A 17,378-nucleotide genomic window follows, 5' to 3' on the forward strand; every position below is an offset into this window, starting at 1 on the left:
TACACGGCGCTGGCGATCATCCTGGCATTTCTTTTCTGTTTCCAGAGCATGGTGTCGACGACATATTGGCTGATGATGTCGGAACTCTTCCCGCAACGGCTTCGCGGCATGATCGTCGGTATTGCCGTGTCAGCGCAGTGGCTGTTCAATGCAGCCGTCGCGTTCCTCTTCCCCGTGATAATGGCATCGGTCGGCAATTCGACTTTCTACATCTTCTGCGTCATCAACATGCTCTCGCTGCTGTTTGTCGTTCGCTTCGTACCGGAGACGCGTGGCAAGTCGCTTGAAAAACTCGAGGAAGAGCTGGAGCAGGAGTTAACCCCCGATGCGCCTCCCGCGACAGCCTGAAGCCGAAAGGGAAAAGCCCTGCGGCAGATTCCATGCTCGCGACACCAGACAATCGGGTCCAATTTTGTGGGAGCATCAGGTGCATCCTCGCCAGATTCTGGTTGTCTGACTTTGCTCCAGACTGGACGATGTCGCAGCATTGATGCCAAATCGGAATGGTTTGAGCAGGACCCGACAGTGCGGCGGCAGGGGATGTCGGCGAGCACACGGCGGCGTGGGTTCTCCCACACCGCCGTGATCACGCTCAACGGCCCGTATGCGGGCCAATCAGCGTGGTGATCTCCGTCACGCGGTCCGCCGGGAAGCCGCCCTCCCTGGCGTGGCGGTAGACCGTTTCGGCGCTTTCGGCCTCGTGGACGCAATACATCTTGTCGCCCGTCACATAGCTGGTGATCCAGCTATAGGGTTCGCCGAGACCGGCGACGACGGCGTTCGACTTGGCAGAAATCGCCTTGAGGGTTTCCTTGTCCATCTTGCCAAGGCCTGGAATGTTTCGTTCGACGACGAATTGAGGCATGTCGGTTCTCCTTTCATTTAGGTGTGGTGTGGTGCACGCCCTTACTGGGCGTGGCTGACGATGGTGGTCAGACGGGCCTGCTTCTGCAGCCGATCTTGCGACGGGGTCTCGACTTGCGCATGTGCATGCCGGCAACTCACAGTGGGGTTCATGTCGGCAAACGGCCCTTTCGGATTGTCTTTCCAGGCCCAGACATGCAATTCGTAGAAGGCCGGCAGCCCATAGCGGTTGGGCGCGCCGGTCAGGCTGAAAAGCTGACCTTCAAGGTTCGCCGGCCCTTTGGTGGTGATATACTCCACTGCCACCAGCTTCATCTTGCCGCTGTCGTCAGGCTCGTACATGACGGCTTCCGGCCGCGCGAGATCAATGGCCTCGTCCTTGATCAGCTCGGGATTGACGTAATGGATGCCCATCGCGCCGCCATCGATACCGCTCGTGCACGGGATCGGCGCATAACCTTCCTTCACGGCCGCATTGACGTCCTTGAACCGGCTGTTTGCCATCCGCACCTTTTCCGGCAACGTGCCGCCGCCCGCGGCCGCCAAACCCGGCAATACACCTAGAATGAGAAGCGTCGCGAGTGACGCTTTTATCAGTGTCATTATCGTTCATCCTCTTTGCTGTAGTCCGCCGGAGCCCTTGTCCCGGCAGCGGCGTTTTTGACGCCAAGCCAACGACCACACATCTCCCGCACGGGGGATGAGACAATTTTCCGATCCTGTATCAGCATTTTTGACGGCAGCGATTGACCGCGCCTGAACGGCTGAGGCAGGATCATGGACATGGACCGGCAATTGTCTGAGATGATCGGGGCAATTTACGATTGCGTCGCCAGCGAGGCGTCGTGGCCGACTGCCCTGTCGCTGATCAACCGGCAGGTGAACGGTTTTCTGACGACGATTGCCGTTTTCGACACACGCACCCGTTCGGCAAGCCTTGCCCAGATCGCCTGCGACGATCCAGACGCCATCCGCACCCTGATGCAACATGCCAAGGATGTGCCCTTCTTCCATCTCCTGCATCGTATGGAGATCGACGAACCGGATACGCTGGAGCGCATGTTCCAGCTTTACGGCGCCGATGGCGAGGCCGTCTGGAAGAACGGCGACCTCTATCGCAATTTTCACACGCGATACGGCGTCCAGAACTCGATCGACATGGCGATCCTCAAACGTCCGTTCCGCGTCGGCACGATCAATATCTCCGTCCGCTACCAGCCATCGGATCCGCGCATATTCAACACGGTCGGACTGCTCGGACCGCATATTCGCCGCGCTGTCACCATCCATGACATGCTGGAGATGGAGCGCGCCGAAAGCGCCATCCTGCGCGACGTCATCCACGCGCTGGAGCATGCGGTGTTTATCGTCGCCGACGACATGGCGATCCTTTTTGCCAACGAGGCGGCCGAAGCGCGGCTGCGGGAGCAGAAAGTAGTGCGGGCAATCGCCGGAAAACTTTCCTGCATTCATGATTATGCCGGTAATGCGCTGACCAATGCCGTGACGCTTGGCGCCCGCGACGAGATCAGGATCGGCGCCGCAGGTATCGACGTGCCGCTCGGCTCCAGCGAAAGACCGGCCGTTGCCCATGTCCTACCGCTGAAGCGGCGAAATGGCAGCGGCGGTTATGAAAGCCGCGCCGCTGCCGCGATCTTCGTTGCCGCCGCCGGCACAGTCATTCAATCCGCAGTCGAGGCTGTGGCGGCGCTGTTTGCGCTGACCCCGGCCGAACGGCGGGTTGTCGGTTATGTTTCCGAAGGCCTCAGCCGCGCCGAAATTGCCGCGGCGCAGGGCGTTGCGGATGGAACGGTGAAATCGCAGCTGGGCGCGATCTACGACAAGACGAGAACGGTGGATCAGCGAAGCCTGCAACAGCTGGTGCGGGACCTGAGCCCGCCGGTTCGACGACCTGATGAACGGTGATATCGAGCCAGATTGCCGGAACGGAACGTGTAGAGCACTTCACAGTACCTGCTGTGCAAAGCTACGTTCAAAAGCCGCTTTGCCATGCGCATTCCGTCCCTCCTTGGATCAATTCTAAGGGCGAGCAGGAATAGGAACGCCTTTCCTAAGGACATGAAGAGCGCGCGGTGGACGCCCATTGTCGCACGGCCGGCATCCTTTGAGTCTCCGTTTATGCGCTGAATTTTTGCGTCGTTAATTAAGTGCGCTTAACTGAGCGCGACGGTTATTTAAACGAGACTCGCCTTTTTTAAACAAGAGCTGATGGCGCTATTGGATTTTTCAGCCAGGTGCCTGGAGTGCCCCATCGAGGTCAGGTCAACTGCGCTTCCCGTAAGTTCAATCTCGCGCGGGATCAAGAACCCGTAGTGGCGGCGTCACCGGGCCAATCCTGTCCGCCCAGACCGTGAGCCATCGCTCTTCGTCTCGGGTCCTACGCCCCATCATCGGGAATATTCAGGACCTCGCCACAAGCCTTGCAATGCACGGCGTCGGCATCATGCCTTTGCAACCCGCATCGATGACAGGGGAACGTCACCTTATTGGGGCGCACAATCGACTGAGCCAGGCGCACGAACAGCGAAATACCGATGATCATCGTAATGACTGAGGTCAGCTTGCCGATCGTGCCGGGGAGGGTGATGTCCCCGAACCCGGTCGTCGTGACGGTCGCGACCGTAAAGTAAAGCGCATCGACGAAACCTTCGATGCCGGGGCGGCTGTAAAAAAAGGTCGTGTAGACGAAGCCGGTGACGAGGAAAAGGAAAACGAGGAAGTTCAACACGGCGCGGACGACATCGAGGTAGGCGACACAGCCTGCTCGCCGCAATCCTTCCCGTAAGAGCGGGCTCTGGCCGATGGCCCAAAGTCGCATCACGCGCAGGAAGGCGAAATTGAACAAAACCTCGGGAAAAAGAAGGGTCACGAGCAGGAAGATGTCGAGCCAGGTCATCACCCTTGTGATCCAGCTGCGCAATGATGGTGCTGCCATGGCGCGAATGGCAAGCTCGAAGGCGATCCAGACGGCAATCGTATAGTCGATGATGAGATAAGACGGGCTGGATCGGAAGTAAGGCCCCGCCAGAAAGAATGCGAGAATTGCAAGATCGATGATCGCGAAGACTGTCTGGGTCAGGAAGGCTTTGCGACTGGTCGACCGTTCGAGGCTGCGAACACCCTCCCGGAGCGTTGTTCGGTCGGCCTGTTGATTGCTGTTCCATATCGGCATGATAACGAGATGGTTCGCATGATGAAACCGTCAAGGCAGAGCGTGCATGCAACCATGATCAATGAGGGCCGTGGTTTACAACAAAGTCCCTTGCCTCGGCGCTACAGCCTCTTGCGGGTGCACGCCGCTTCGCTTGTCCAGTGCGGTTTGAGCGCTGTAACGGATATCGATATCCCGGTCCGCAAGAAATTCAGTCAACCGCTCCGTGCTCAGGCGATGCCAGCTTTTTCCTCGATCCGGTCCGGATGGTACACGGGGCAGGAGACCGGGCTCGGCGCTCCACGATAGAAGCTGTTCAAGCGATGCCGCGTTCAAAAGATCGCGCAGATGATGGGCCGTGACATAAGCGTCCGGCATGGCCCGGTGCGCCGGCAGGCCGATTTCATGGATGAGCCCGTCTGGCATGCGCTGGTAGCGCAGCATCTGGTTGGAAAAGCGTGGCAAGTCCGGCCAGATCCGCAAGGCACATTTCCACGTACAGATCCAGGACAGGCCACCTGTCAGTCGGGGCGTGCAATATCGTTGCTCGAAAGCCGCACGGTGAGCCGCAAGGGCGTCGATCCTGCCGAAGGGTTGCAAGACCGTCGGCGCGATGTCTTTCCAATAGGGAGCTTCTGAAACCTGTTCATCCAGAATGTGATGTATGGCCATCGTCTCGGGCGAGATCGATCGGCCCGGATTGACGAACAGCGCACCGCGTTCGTCGTTGACATCCCAGTGCCCATCCGGTCCAAGGATCACATCCTGCCAGCCGATCTCGCAAACATCGGTTGCTGCATTGCCGGCAGTTTCCAGGTCGATGACGCGAACCCGGCCAAAGGCACGGTCAGCATTTTTCTCGGGTATCATGGGGTCATAAATCGAAACCGAGCTGAGGTTGTTCCTCGTCGATTTCAGCGCCGGCATTGCTCAAAGAGGATAACGTTACGCCAAGCAACCGGACCGGCCGCTTGAACGGATAGACGGTTGCGAGAAGTGCGTCGGCGGCGTCAAGGATGTCGGACACGCCGGAACACGGCTGTACGCCGGTACGGCTTCGGGTCGCCTGGGTAAAGTCCGAATACTTCACCTTGACGGTGACAGTCTTGCCGCTGATGCCATGGGTCGTGCAATGTCGCCAAACCTTTTCAGCAAGTGGCCGCAGCTCCGCCGTTGCAAGCTGAAGGTCATCAATGTCCCTCATATATGTATCTTCGGCGCCCACCGATTTGCGGATCCGGTCTGCTCTCACCTGGCGCTCATCGATACCACGGGCAATTCCGTAGAAATAAGGCCCCGATTTCCCGAAATGTTCGGTCAGGAATTGCAGCGATCTGGACTTGAGATCGGCCCCGGTTTCGATCCCGTGCCTCTTCATCCGCTCGGCGGTTGCCGGCCCGACGCCATGGAACTTCTTGACGGGCAACGCCTCGACAAAGGCCGGGCCGTGTTTCGGCGTAATCACCGCCTGACCATTGGGCTTGTTCAAGTCGCTCGCCATCTTGGCGAGAAACTTGTTGTAGGAAATGCCGGCTGAAGCGTTGAGCCCCGTCACACTCTTGATCCTCGCCCGGATCTCGAGCGCAATCTCGGTTGCGATCTCCATGCCTTTCAAATTCTCGGTCACGTCGAGATAGGCCTCGTCGAGGGATAGTGGCTCGATCAATGTCGCATATTCGGCGAAGATCTCGCGAATTTGCTGCGAGACTGCCTTATAGACATCAAAGCGCGGCCGCACGAAGATCAGATCGGGACATTTGCGGGCGGCTGTCACCGACGGCATTGCAGAATGTATCCCGAACTTCCGGGCCTCGTAGCTGGCCGTGGTCAACACCCCTCGCGGTCCTTCTCCTCCGACCGCGACCGGCTTGCCGCGCAGTTCCGGGTTGTCGCGCTGCTCGACGGAAGCATAAAAAGCATCCATATCGACATGGATAATCTTGCGGACCGAGGCTGGGATCATGTCATTCACCGCAGAAAACCTAAAACCATCGCCAGACGGCGGTGGAAACGAAACAAGAACATAACAGCTTTCGATCGGGTTTGAAACTGCGCCCTGTTTCTCCTTGAAGTACTGTGGCTTGAATAGGCAGCGGCGCGATGCGACAAAAACAGCGATGCTTCTGTCTCTTTCCAAGATCACAAAGTCCTACCAGTCCGCGGAAGGTCCTGTTCAGGTCCTGAAAGGGGTGGATCTCGACCTGATGCCGGCGGAAAGTGTTGCGCTCACGGGTGAATCCGGAAGCGGAAAGAGTACCCTCCTTCACCTGGCCGGTGGCCTGGACCGCCCCGATACGGGGGCGATCTTCATGAATGGTCGTGACGTTGGAACACTGGACGACAATGGTCGCGCCCGTTACCGCCGAAGCGAGGTTGGGCTTGTCTTTCAGCAGTTCAACCTCATACCTTCGCTCGATGTGGCTGCGAATATCTCGTTTCACGCCAGGCTTGCCGATCGTTTCGACCTCGAATGGGAGCGCGAACTGATCGACCGGCTCGGCCTTGAACCATTGCTGAGGCGTTATCCGGAACAGCTTTCGGGTGGACAGCAGCAACGGGTTGCCATCGGCCGAACGCTGGCAGCGCGTCCGCCGCTCGTTCTGGCCGACGAGCCGACAGGCAATCTCGACGAAACGACCGCAGATGCCGTCCTCGACCTGATGCTGTCACTGACCCAAAACGCCGGCTGCGCCCTTCTTCTGGTGACGCATTCGACGCGGCTGGCGGACAAGCTGGACCGCAAGGTCTTGCTGCGTGGCGGAAGGATTGTTGCGTGAACCGGGTGGCCTTTGCGGCGCTTCTATCCCATTGGCGGCACAGGCCGCTGCAACTCGCCACCCTGATCCTCGGCATCGCGCTTGCCACTGCGCTCTGGTCGGGTGTCCAGGCGATCAATGCCGAAGCGAGAGCAAGTTACACGCGGGCGGCCTCGATCCTGGAGCAGAACGGTCTTGCGCAACTTCTGGCCAGAGACGGAAACCCCATCCCGATCACCGTTTTCGCCAAGCTCCGACGCGCCGGCTGGAACGTATCGCCGGTCATTGAAGGCGACTATCGTTTCGGACCGGCGCGGATCAGGCTGATCGGTATCGATCCGCTGACAATGCCCACCGAAGGGAGAGCTATCGCCATGTCCAGTTCGCCCGATGTGGTGACCTTCATCGGCGGCCAAGGACTGCTTGTCGTTTCACCGGCGACCGCCGCACGTCTGAAGGACCTGACGTCGGTGCCGGTGAAGGTTTCCGGCGATATTCCCGACGACGCGGCCTTTACCGATATCAGCGTCGCCGACCGGCTCCTTGAGAAAGGGGGAGCATTGAGCAGGATCGTCATCGGGCCCTCCCAGCGACCGGGTTTGCCGGCGCTTGCAGACGTCGCTCCCGAACTTGCGTTGCAATCGGCGGGCGACAGACCGGACATGGCCCGGCTCACCGACAGCTTTCATCTCAACCTGACGGCCTTCGGTTTTCTTGCCTTCGTGGTCGGCCTGTTCATCGTCTATTCGGCAACCGGCCTTTCCTTCGAGCAGCGCCGCGCGACGTTCAGGACGCTCCGATCTGTCGGTATTTCGCTGCGATCTTTGACGGCCATGCTGATCGCCGAGACCTTGCTTTTTGCCTTCATCGCTGGCCTTTTCGGCGTGGTGATCGGTTATTTTCTTGCTTCGGCACTGCTGCCTGGCGTCGCCGCGACACTCTCAGGCCTTTATGGTGCGAGCGTGCCCGGCAGCCTGTCCCTGCGCCCTGAATGGTGGCTGGCGGGGATGGCCATGGCACTGGCCGGCACGATGCTATCGTCCGTCCAGAGCCTGTGGCAGGTTCGGCATATGCCGATCCTTGCCGCCGCTCAACCGCGGGCCTGGGCTCGCGCATCCGCGATGGCATTGCGGCTTCAATCGCTGCTGGGCGTGGCCCTGCTCATGGTCGCGGCTGCTCTTGCATTCGGCGGCTCCGGCCTGTTGTCCGGATTTGCCGTTCTGGGTTCCTTGTTGCTTGGCGCCGCGCTGCTGCTTCCCGCCTTTTTGTCGGGCGCGCTACAGCTTGCTGAAAGCCGGTCGCGCAAGGCTATGACCGTGTGGTTCTGGGCCGATACGCGGCTGCAATTGCCCGGCCTGTCATTGGCGCTGATGGCGCTCCTGCTGGCCCTGGCGGCAAACGTCGGCGTCGGGACCATGGTATCCAGCTTTCGCCTGACCTTTCTCGGCTGGCTTGATCAGCGCCTGGCGGCCGAGCTTTATATCACAGCGCGCAGCGAGGCCGAGGCGGCGCGCCTGCGGGAATGGCTTCCACAGCATTCAAACGCCGTCCTGCCGATCTGGAATACGGAGGGCAAGGTCCTCGGTGAGCAGATGCAGATCTTCGGCGTCGCTGACGATCGGACATACCGGGATCACTGGCCGCTTCTCATGGGCACGCCGGATGTATGGGGTCAGGTCGAAAAGGGTGAGGGCGCTCTGGTCAACGAGCAGCTTTGGCGCAGCCGACATATCCGGACCGGGCAGACGATCACTCTGCCGGAAGGATGGGCAGTCAAGGTCGCTGGCGTTTATTCCGATTACGGCAATCCGAAGGGTCAGGTGATCGTCGGGCTGGATGCACTGGTGCGACGCTACCCCACGATTGCCAAGCTTCGCTACGGCATTCGTGTCGATCCCTCGGCTGCGCCCGCACTGAAACGCGAGATCGCCGAGGCGTTCGGATTACCCGACAGCAACATCATCGAGCAGGCTTCGCTCAAGCGGCGGTCGCAGGCGGTTTTCGAACAGACGTTCGCCGTCACGGGCGCGCTCAACGTGCTCACCCTCGCCGTAGCGGGTTTTGCAATGTTTACCAGTCTCTTGACCCTTTCCGGCTCCCGCCTGCCGCAACTGGCGCCGGTCTGGGCCATGGGCGTGCGGCGCCGCGACCTGGCGGTTCTGGAGGTGGTGCGGACGCTGGCACTCTGGCTGGCGACATTTCTGGTTGCGATCCCTGTTGGGTTGGCGCTTGCCTGGGTGTTGTTGGCGATCGTCAATGTCGAGGCTTTCGGCTGGAGACTTCCCATGATGATCTTTCCCGCCGACTGGTTGCGGCTTGCCGCGGTTGCGCTGCTTGCTGCGCTCGCATCGGTTTTCATTCCCGTGCGCCGGCTCGCAATCGTCAATCCCGCCGACCTCTTGAGGGTTTTCGCCAATGAGCGTTAGAAAGGTCATCGCCATTGTCCTGGCATTGCTGGCCGCCGGCGATCCAGGACGCGCCCATGCCCAGGGTTTTGCTGGTCTGGGCTCCGACGCGCAGAATTTTTCCGTCCCGGAACGAGGACGCGAGTTAGTCTTCCCGCTGGACCACGGTCCGCACGACGATTTCCGGATCGAATGGTGGTATGTCACTGCAAACCTTCAGACGGCGGATGGCCGCCCGCTCGGGGTGCAGTGGACGCTGTTTCGTTCCGCGCTGGCACCGGGTGAAGGCCGGAACTGGTCCAATCCGCAGATCTGGATCGGGCACGCTGCCGTGACGACCGCCGACCGGCACTATGTCGCGGAACGGCTCGGCCGAGGTGGGGTAGGCCAGGCAGGTGTCATCATCGATCCGTTCGAAGCCTGGATCGACGATTGGCAGATGAAAGCTGTTTCCGGCGCCAGTGGTGACCAGCTGGATGAAATCGAACTTCGTGCCAGCGGCGAGAATTTCGATTACGAGATCATGCTCGACGCGCAGGGGCCGCTGGTTCTGCAGGGCGACCGTGGCTATTCGGTCAAGTCGGCTCAAGGACAGGCCAGTTATTATTATTCGCAGCCGTTCTACGAGGTGCATGGCACGGTCACGCTCGACGGGAGTCAGATTAAGGTCACCGGCAAAGCCTGGCTCGATCGGGAATGGTCATCCCAACCGCTTGCCGCAAGCCAGGTCGGCTGGGACTGGTTTTCGCTGCATCTTGCATCCGGCGAAAAGGTCATGGCGTTCCGACTGCGCGATGGCGCTGGCGATTTCATCTCCGCCAACTGGATTTCCGCAGACGGCAAATCCACGCCCCTGCCGTCGAAAGATGTCATCTTGGAACCCCTGCGCGAGGCGCATGTCGAGGGTAAGTCAATCCCCGTCGAATGGAGGGTAAGGATCCCGGACAAGGGACTGGATGTCAGGACAAAGCCACTCAACGATCAAGCCTGGATGAAGACATCGACGCCCTACTGGGAAGGGCCGCTTTCTTTCCAAGGGACGACGGCTGGAGTAGGATATCTGGAGATGACCGGTTACTGACGAGCCGCCGACGTCCGTAGGCAATCTCGTATCGTGTTTGGGAAGAGCATCTCGATTCATGCGTTGATATCGTCGGAGATGCCCGTCAAGTGCACGATGAATTGGAGATGCAGAACAGTCTATCTCAAATTTGAAAGAGGCCACCATCAAAGAGGTGGCGGCCTGGATCGCTCTTGAAGAAATGATTACGCGGCTTTCTTGGAGCCCTTGGGATTGGCCGAGCTTTCGCCGAGCTTGGTGAGCAGCTGATCTGTCTCGAGCTCTTCCTGCAATGTCGCGTCGAAAAGCTCTGCGGCTTCGGTGAGGCCCAGCTGTTTGGCCCAGCTCTTCAAGGTGCCGTAGCGCGCGATCTCGTAATGCTCGACCGCCTGTGCGGACGAGATGAGACCGGCATCAAGCGCGACGGTGCCCTTGAATTCATCCATGATCTCTTCAGCTTCGGCAATAATGCCCTGGATTGCTTCACAGGTCTTGCCCCGCGCGGGCTTGCCGATGAGCTCGAAAACCTGCTGCAGACGTTCGATCTGACCCTCCGTCTGGTCACGATGGGTCAGGAAGGCCTGCTTGCCCTCCTCGGACTGGGCGGCGCGCGCCATCTTCGGCAGGGCCTTCAGCACCTGCTTTTCGGCGAAGTAAATGTCCTTGAGCGTATCCAGAAAGAGGTCATTGAGGGTTTTCTCAGCCATAACTTACTCCTGTGTGGCGTTTCGTCTGGCCGCATAACGAAAGCTGTAGAGTGCGGTTCCCCGTCCTGTAGGTTGGTACGCTTTGTGACAAAGGCCGGTCTTGGTGCGTTACCGTACCCTCCTCTTGGAAACGCGAAATCCGGGGAACTGCTGGCAGTTCCACCCATTGTGTTGCCAAAGCAGGAGAACCACGATGCACACGACCAAACCGGCTGTAGAGGCCGAGCTGCTGGCATATATTCCTGCCCTTCATCATTTCGCGCGGCGGTTCTACAAGTCGCGCTATGATAGCGACGATCTGGTGCAGGACACCTTGATCAAGGCATTTCCAATCTCGACAGGTCCGAAGAAGGGACACGCCTTAAAAGCTGGCTGTTCACCATCATGCGCAACACGTATTACACGCGTTATGCCAAAAGTCGCCGCGAGCATGTCGGTATCAGCGACGAGATGATGGTTATGATGCCTGTTGCCGCCGGACAGGAATGGGCATGGAGAGCCCAGGAACTCGAACGGGCTTTTTTGGCCTTAACGCCGCTCTATCGCCAAGCGCTGCACATGATAGCAATCGAGGGGATCAGCTACGAGGACGCTGCTGATCGCTGCCATTGTCCTATCGGCACAATCAAGAGCCGCGTCAACCGTGCCCGTTTCGAACTGAGCCGCCGCCTTGACAGCTAGTGCACGATCGCGGCTGGAAACATAGACCGGCTCCGCCATGTCGCGGCGAGATCTCTATGGTGGCTTGCACCCTTCCGCACGCACGGATCATAACCGTCGCGCGCCGGAATTTACTGAAGCCAAGGCGCTACCGGCAGATCACGTCATGGCGCACAATGTGTCTGGTCGGCGACGTGGACATTTACAAGCTTTATGAGATCGACGATGTCCGGCAGCCCTCCACCTGTAGCGTATTCGGAGGCGATATCATGATCCGTCCCGATTGCCCAATCGGGCTGAGCGTCCCATCAAGACCGACGATCCCGAACCGACGAGGTCTAGGACGCACCCCACAACGGCTCAACCCTTCGAAATCTGAAGCTCCTTGCCTGAGAAATCGGCCATAAGGCGGCGCCACTCTGCCTCAGGCCGCCCATAGGCATCGCTGGCAAACTCTTCCAGCGCCTCCCGATCACGCATCGTGATCCGCCCTCGCTCGGCATAGATGAACCTGTTTCCTTCAAGCACGTGCAGCGCCGTGGTCACACTGGGCCGCCGCACCGCGAGCATCATCGCGATGAAGTCGTGGGTGAGGGGAAGTTCATCGCCTTTGACGCGATCGTGGCACATCAGCAACCAGCGCGCCAAACGTACATTGGTATCGTGAACCGCGTTCGATAGAGCGGTATAGCCCAGCTGGACCGAAAAGGCCTCAATGGCGCGGATCATCACTTTGGAAAAGCCGCGCGACGATTCCATCAGCTGCCGGAACTGTTCGTAAGGCACCCTATATCCGCTGCCTTCAATCTGCATCCTGATGTCATAGATATTGTATTCGACCCCGGAGACGGCGGACGAGGGTATGTAGCCGTCGCATCCAAAGACGCCCGCTTCGGCCTTGTGACCTTCCGGCGAGGTCAGCAATGCTGAACCGATGCCGTCGGTCAGAAAGTAAACGTGCTCGATCGGTTTGCCATATTCGCCAAGCCAGATGCCGCGTGGCAAATCAATATGCTCCAGCTGCGGAATCACCTGCGCGAGATTTTCAGCCGCAAGGATTGCGAGAAGCTTGTTATCGGTCGGGGGCGCAACATGCATCCAAATGGTCCTTTGTCCTCGGCTTCAAGGCTAATGGGTGAACGCCCGTTTGGTTCACACCATCAATCAACTTCATGTCTTTCGGAACGATCCTGCATCACCGGACTTAGGGGAAGAATAAGCCAGGAGTGAAAGATGACGCGGTTCTATTTCCACATTCGGGACGGGGCACGATATCAGGAGGATCCGGACGGCACGGAGTGCTCGGACCAGCAGGCAGCCCACGAGGAGGCGGTGGTGGCAGCTCGCGAGATCCTGGCTGTGAAAGTGAGGCAGGGCGAGGTGATCGATGGCCAGGTCTTCGAGATCACCGACGATACGGGAACCATCGTCGAGAGGCTGCCCCTGAAATCTGTGCTGCGGATTGAATAAGGACCGGCGGCCGACAAACGGCTTGGTCAGCTGCCGGAAGATTTGGCTTTCGCATTTTATGATCCCTTCAGAGATCATAAAATGCGCGACGGTAAACCCGGCAGAAATTTCCACCCACCGCATTTTGACGGTCGCTGACAATGCCGTCCATCAGTCCTCAAAGAGATGCCATTCGCATCAGCGAACCGGCGTTTCTGGAAATGGCTCAAAAGACGAGACTTCGTGCAAAGAACAACACGCGTAATCGCCGCACAAATGCGGATATTGCGTCGCCAATCTCCGCATCTACCTGCTGACCTCGGACGGGGTTCGACTCTTGCGTTGAGCAGACGAGATGAGAAACGCGTTCACTTTGCACTGCACTGATCAACCGACGGAGTAGCCCTGAGTTGTTCGATCTGTGACAGCACCATTTCCAGCTTCGTTTTGTTCCGCTATCCTCCGCGAAAAAGGGGAATAGAATGAGAAGAACGAAGGAAGAGGCGGCCAAAACGCGCGCCGAGATCCTGCAATCCGCCGAGCGCCTGTTTATCGAAAACGGATATGAAGCCGTGACACTCGATGACATTGCGGCCGCAAGTAACGTGACGCGCGGCGCCGTGGCCTGGCATTTCAAGAACAAGATCGGCCTTCTCTTTGCCATTCGTGAGCAGACCCGAGCGGAATTCGTGGCCTTGGCTGACCGGATCGATCAAGGCACGGTCCAGCCGACGCTTGATCTGTTGAGAGAGGCGGTGATTTGCCTGTTCAGTGAGTTGGGTGGAAATGTCCACAAGCGCGGCATGTTGCGGGTGATGCTTCTGCTTGAACTGAACCTATCTGGGGAACAGCAGAACACCTGCTTTCAGTCGGACATGTGCAGGTCGTTCGCCCGTATCATCGACGCAGCTGTCGGCGGGGAACTTCGGCCGCCCTGGACGCCATCTTCGGCGTCTTCGGCGCTGAACGCCACGATGCGTGGCCTCGTGCAGGACTGGGCCTATATCGAGAGCGACCTTGATCTCGTTTCCCATGGGACCGAAGTCATTGATGCGCTTCTCAGCTCCTGGCGGACGAAGCCAGATCTGCTGACAAATCCGGTGAACCCATCGTGATCTGAGTGCCCTTCAGTTCGATTTGATTCCTCGACGGAGAAAAGGCCCGGCTTGCGCCGGGCCCTTCCGCAAATCCTTGGGTCAGGATTAGAACGTGCGCTGGAAGCGAACGATGCCTTCCCAGGCGTCGTCATCCAGACCGGCGTGATCCCAGCTCGTGTAGGAAACTTCCGGCTGGATCAGGAAGCCAGAAACCGGGGTCCACTGGACGTTGCCGGTAACTGCGAGGGTCTTGTTGTCGGTGTAGGCAACCTGGAAGTTGGCAGCAACCTTGTCCGAGAACTTGTAGCCAGCGCCGCCCCACAGAGCCCAGTCACCCCAACCGATGCCGTTCGAAGACGGAGCGTAGGAGTTGGACGTGTCGCCGTCGGTGTTCCAGCCGCCCATGACGAAGGCCGAGAACGCGCCGAACTTGCCCTGAAGGCGAGCCTTGATGGCGCCTTCTTCAGCCGATTCGTCGTAACCAGCGGTTACGCCAGCGAGGAAGGTGCCGTTGTCGAACTTAACACCGCCGGCTACGTTCGGCCAATCGCTGGCCTTGCCGCCGTCGCTTTCGATCTGGCCGTCGTCTTCAACAGCTACGAAAGCCGAGAAGCCGTTGCCAGCCTTGTAGGTGTAAGCGATCTGGTTAACTTCCGACGGGCCGTAGTTGACGACGTCGTCGTTGATGACGTTACCAGCGTAGTTGATGAAGGATTCATAGAGCGAATCCTGCAGACCGACGGTGAAGCCACCGAGTTCGATGGTCGCAACCATCAGACGCGTACGGGTGTTGTTGCCATCGAGCGTCGATACGTCGTAACGCGGGTTGTAGTCGAAACGTGCCGTGATGTTGGTCTTCAGAGCACCGAATTCGGTGTCGGAAGCCGACGAAAGGTACAGTTCAGCGCGGGTGTTGGTATAGGTGCCGTCCGCATTATTGGCATAAACATTGCCATACTGAGCGTCGAACCGAACGCGGCCGCCAACCTTCAGGCAGGTTTCGGTGCCCGGGATGTAGAAGTAGCCGGTGCCGAACGCGTCACAGACGCGAACGTATTCCATCGGTTCCGGCTCAGCAGCGACGATTGCGTCAGCAGCCTGAGCGCCGGAAACAGCTGCGAGAGCCGCAGCCGAGCCAAGAAGGAGGCTCTTAATGTTCATTCGTGATCTCCAATTCATGTCCACAACCCGTTTCCGCACTTAGCGCAGCCACGGGATACCCCTAGAATCAGGATGAGGCCTCGTGGCCGCGCTCCTGCAAAAGACCTATTGCGTCTCGTTCCGAAGCAAAATCGAAAACAGTCGAAAACGAGGCGGCCGCTCGGCATTTGGCTGCGACATGTTGCTTTTTACGCACAATCCGAATGTATGTATAATGGTCAGGGCGCACATGTCGTGATTTCTGCCCCGAGCCTTTCAGAGGCAAGGCATGGGGGCCGCCCATAGATCTGGCTGGGCGGCCGACATGGAGACTGGAGGTTCCACATCAAGAGCGTGTGGTTATCGCCCTTCCGCGCCGTGCGTCATCCTTTCCGGGGAGGAGCGGATGCGTCCGGGCAAGAACAGCTATTATACAATCCGATTGTTTGTAAATAGCAATTTTCATCTCAAACGGCCCGCGTGGTCGAAAGTCCGAAGCGCATGTCTCGATCGCGTTGAGGGGCTGAACCAAATTGGCAGAAGACACCAAGTCGATGGCCAAGCAGCTTGGTCCCAGGGGCAGCCGCGCCAACGGGGTCGCGCCCGGTCCGGTCTGGACGACTCTACAGATCGCAGGCGGCGCCACAATGGAAAAGCTTGAAGGTTTCGGCGGTGACACGCCGATGGGGCTTCCTAGCAAACCTGCCGAGCTGGCTTCCATTTATGTGCAGCTGGCCGATCCGAAAGCGGTCGCGCCCCTCTCGCCGTGCCCATAAGAAGGCGCTTTTTGCGACGGCGCCTGCAACGCCATATCGGCGTTGCGCTGCCGATCGTTCTTTAACTCAAGGCGAAAGGGTCGCGAATACCTTTTGCAGCTGCTCGAGCGGGACCGGCTTGGTCAGATGAAAATTAAACCCTGCCTCGGTTGCCAGTTCCTTGTCGCGATCCTGGCCCCAGCCGGTCTGGGCGATGATCGGCGTATCCTGAAATTCGGCCTCGCCGCGAATTGCCTTGCACACTTCATAACCATTCATACCAGGCAGGCCGATATCGAGGAGGATGACATCGGGATGATAATGTCGTGCGGCGTCCAAAGCCATTCGACCATCGTGCACCGCCTCGAACTCGTGCCCGATATCCTCAAGCATCATGCCCAGCGTGTCGGCAATGATCGGGTTGTCATCAACCACGAGCACCCGCAGCGAGCGGTTGTTCGGGACTTCCAGTCTTTGAGGTGCCACTGTGTCTGACACCGGTGGGGCAGCCGCCAGGGGAAGCCTGATCGTGAACCGGCTTCCGGTCCCAGGTCCGGCGCTGTAGGCGTCAACAGAACCGCCATGCATTTCGACAAGCTGTCTGACGAGAGCGAGCCCGATACCCAGGCCACCTTGGGAACGTTGTTTGTGATCGTCGATCTGTGAGAAAAGTTGGAACACTTCGGCTTGCATTCCTTCCGGAATACCAACCCCGTTGTCCGTGACACGAATGACGACGTGATGCCCATCCGATTTCGCAAAGAGCCCGATTTGCCCACCGGCCGGCGTATATTTCGCGGCATTGTTCAAAAGGTTGGAGAGCGCCTGGGACAGGCGAACCTGGTCACCTTCGACCCAAAGAACATCGGCGGGCATGTCGATCGTCAGCCTGTGATTGCCTCCGTCTATCAACGGGCGGCTCGATTCCGCTGCCGACCTGATGATCTCGTCGATCCTCAAAATCTCCTTCCTGAGCTCGATCTTGCCCTTGCTGACCCGTGAAACGTCGAGAAGGTCGTCGATCAATCGAACCAGATGGACCAATTGCCGATCCATCATGTTGCGAAGGTCACCGGCATTTTCACTATTCGGATTGCGCTGGAGTATATCCAGGCCATTTCGCAGCGGAGCGAGAGGCGTGCGCAACTCATGCGCAAGCGTTGCGAGAAACTCGTCCTTGCGACGATCGGCATCACGAAGCGCCTCTGCCTGAAGCTGCAGCTCATCTCGCTGCGCCGCGATCTGTTGCCGCTGGCGGTAAAGCTCGAAAAACACTTCCGCCTTGCTGCGTAAAACGTCTGCCTCGATAGGTT

General features: G+C 58.8%; 18 protein-coding genes and 1 pseudogene. 10 read left to right on the forward strand and 9 right to left on the reverse strand.

The window, feature by feature from the left end; translation table 11 throughout:
* Window positions 1–348 (forward strand): MFS transporter (locus FHW37_RS31200; protein ID WP_145643464.1); only part of this gene is annotated, 348 nt, incomplete at its 5' end.
* A 244-nt stretch (window positions 349–592) separates the two neighbouring features.
* On the opposite strand, the gene FHW37_RS31205 is transcribed toward FHW37_RS31200, so the two are convergent.
* Window positions 593–865: a DUF4242 domain-containing protein gene (locus FHW37_RS31205; RefSeq protein WP_145643465.1), complete on the reverse strand. Its 273-nt coding sequence runs from the start codon at window positions 863–865 to the stop codon at window positions 593–595.
* Window positions 866–906: 41 nt separating this feature from the next.
* Window positions 907–1,467 carry a hypothetical protein gene (locus FHW37_RS31210; RefSeq protein WP_246691021.1) on the reverse strand — a complete coding sequence of 187 codons (561 nt, stop codon included), beginning with the start codon at window positions 1,465–1,467 and terminating at the stop codon, window positions 907–909.
* Between the two features lie 180 nt (window positions 1,468–1,647).
* Here FHW37_RS31210 and FHW37_RS31215 point away from each other — a divergent pair, with 180 nt between their 5' ends.
* Window positions 1,648–2,790 (forward strand): helix-turn-helix transcriptional regulator, encoded by a 1,143-nt coding sequence (locus FHW37_RS31215; RefSeq protein WP_145643466.1) that lies wholly within the window; start codon window positions 1,648–1,650, stop codon window positions 2,788–2,790.
* Between the two features lie 472 nt (window positions 2,791–3,262).
* Here the strand turns inward: FHW37_RS31215 and FHW37_RS31220 are convergent, their stop codons facing one another.
* From FHW37_RS31220 to dinB, 3 genes are all read right to left on the reverse strand, one after another.
* Entirely contained in the window at window positions 3,263–4,057 is a 795-nt protein-coding gene (locus FHW37_RS31220) for a potassium channel family protein (RefSeq protein WP_145643467.1), read from the reverse strand.
* A gap of 75 nt (window positions 4,058–4,132) precedes the next feature.
* Entirely contained in the window at window positions 4,133–4,963 is an 831-nt protein-coding gene (locus tag FHW37_RS31225; RefSeq protein WP_246691022.1) for an exonuclease domain-containing protein, read from the reverse strand.
* Window positions 4,911–5,999 (reverse strand): DNA polymerase IV, encoded by a 1,089-nt coding sequence (dinB, locus tag FHW37_RS31230; protein ID WP_145643532.1) that lies wholly within the window; start codon window positions 5,997–5,999, stop codon window positions 4,911–4,913. Before dinB ends, FHW37_RS31225 begins: the two co-directional genes overlap by 53 nt.
* A 154-nt stretch (window positions 6,000–6,153) precedes the next feature.
* On the opposite strand from dinB, the gene FHW37_RS31235 reads away from it, so the two are divergent.
* From FHW37_RS31235 to FHW37_RS31245, 3 genes are read left to right on the forward strand one after another with little or no spacing between them, the layout of a single operon-like run.
* On the forward strand, window positions 6,154–6,813 hold the full coding sequence (locus FHW37_RS31235) for an ABC transporter ATP-binding protein (RefSeq protein ID WP_145643468.1): 660 nt from the start codon (window positions 6,154–6,156) through the stop codon (window positions 6,811–6,813).
* On the forward strand, window positions 6,810–9,218 hold the full coding sequence (locus FHW37_RS31240) for an ABC transporter permease (RefSeq protein WP_145643469.1): 2,409 nt from the start codon (window positions 6,810–6,812) through the stop codon (window positions 9,216–9,218). Before FHW37_RS31235 ends, FHW37_RS31240 begins: the two co-directional genes overlap by 4 nt.
* Window positions 9,208–10,278, forward strand: a complete 1,071-nt coding sequence (locus tag FHW37_RS31245; protein WP_145643470.1) for a lipocalin-like domain-containing protein — start codon at window positions 9,208–9,210, stop codon at window positions 10,276–10,278. The genes FHW37_RS31240 and FHW37_RS31245 overlap by 11 nt, the downstream gene beginning before the upstream one ends.
* Before the next feature lie 185 nt (window positions 10,279–10,463).
* Here the strand turns inward: FHW37_RS31245 and FHW37_RS31250 are convergent, their stop codons facing one another.
* A complete protein-coding gene (locus FHW37_RS31250) occupies window positions 10,464–10,964 on the reverse strand; it encodes a ferritin-like domain-containing protein (protein WP_145643471.1) in 501 nt (166 codons plus the stop codon).
* 193 nt (window positions 10,965–11,157) lie between these two features.
* On the opposite strand from FHW37_RS31250, the gene FHW37_RS34625 reads away from it, so the two are divergent.
* Both FHW37_RS34625 and FHW37_RS34630 read left to right on the forward strand, forming a co-directional pair.
* Entirely contained in the window at window positions 11,158–11,418 is a 261-nt protein-coding gene (locus tag FHW37_RS34625; protein WP_348642855.1) for a sigma factor, read from the forward strand.
* On the forward strand, window positions 11,349–11,645 hold the full coding sequence (locus tag FHW37_RS34630; RefSeq protein ID WP_348642856.1) for a sigma factor-like helix-turn-helix DNA-binding protein: 297 nt from the start codon (window positions 11,349–11,351) through the stop codon (window positions 11,643–11,645). The genes FHW37_RS34625 and FHW37_RS34630 overlap by 70 nt, the downstream gene beginning before the upstream one ends.
* A gap of 339 nt (window positions 11,646–11,984) precedes the next feature.
* Here the strand turns inward: FHW37_RS34630 and FHW37_RS31260 are convergent, their stop codons facing one another.
* Window positions 11,985–12,722 (reverse strand): Crp/Fnr family transcriptional regulator, encoded by a 738-nt coding sequence (locus tag FHW37_RS31260; RefSeq protein ID WP_145643472.1) that lies wholly within the window; start codon window positions 12,720–12,722, stop codon window positions 11,985–11,987.
* A 135-nt stretch (window positions 12,723–12,857) separates the two neighbouring features.
* On the opposite strand from FHW37_RS31260, the gene FHW37_RS31265 reads away from it, so the two are divergent.
* On the forward strand, window positions 12,858–13,094 hold the full coding sequence (locus tag FHW37_RS31265; protein WP_145643473.1) for a DUF6894 family protein: 237 nt from the start codon (window positions 12,858–12,860) through the stop codon (window positions 13,092–13,094).
* A 461-nt stretch (window positions 13,095–13,555) separates the two neighbouring features.
* Entirely contained in the window at window positions 13,556–14,188 is a 633-nt protein-coding gene (locus tag FHW37_RS31270; protein ID WP_145643474.1) for a TetR family transcriptional regulator, read from the forward strand.
* Between the two features lie 87 nt (window positions 14,189–14,275).
* On the opposite strand, the gene FHW37_RS31275 is transcribed toward FHW37_RS31270, so the two are convergent.
* Window positions 14,276–15,331: a porin gene (locus FHW37_RS31275; protein ID WP_145643475.1), complete on the reverse strand. Its 1,056-nt coding sequence runs from the start codon at window positions 15,329–15,331 to the stop codon at window positions 14,276–14,278.
* A 527-nt stretch (window positions 15,332–15,858) separates the two neighbouring features.
* Here FHW37_RS31275 and FHW37_RS31280 point away from each other — a divergent pair.
* Window positions 15,859–16,086 (forward strand): annotated as a pseudogene (locus FHW37_RS31280) (SDR family oxidoreductase); the annotation flags it as partial.
* Between the two features lie 66 nt (window positions 16,087–16,152).
* Here the strand turns inward: FHW37_RS31280 and FHW37_RS31285 are convergent.
* The gene (locus FHW37_RS31285; RefSeq protein ID WP_246691031.1) at window positions 16,153–17,340 is read right to left on the reverse strand and encodes a hybrid sensor histidine kinase/response regulator; all 1,188 of its coding nucleotides are present in this window, start codon (window positions 17,338–17,340) and stop codon (window positions 16,153–16,155) included.
* Between the last annotated feature and the right edge of the window lie 38 nt (window positions 17,341–17,378).

The sequence above is a fragment of the Neorhizobium alkalisoli genome (genome assembly GCF_007829835.1).
Classification (GTDB): Bacteria; Pseudomonadota; Alphaproteobacteria; order Rhizobiales; family Rhizobiaceae; genus Neorhizobium.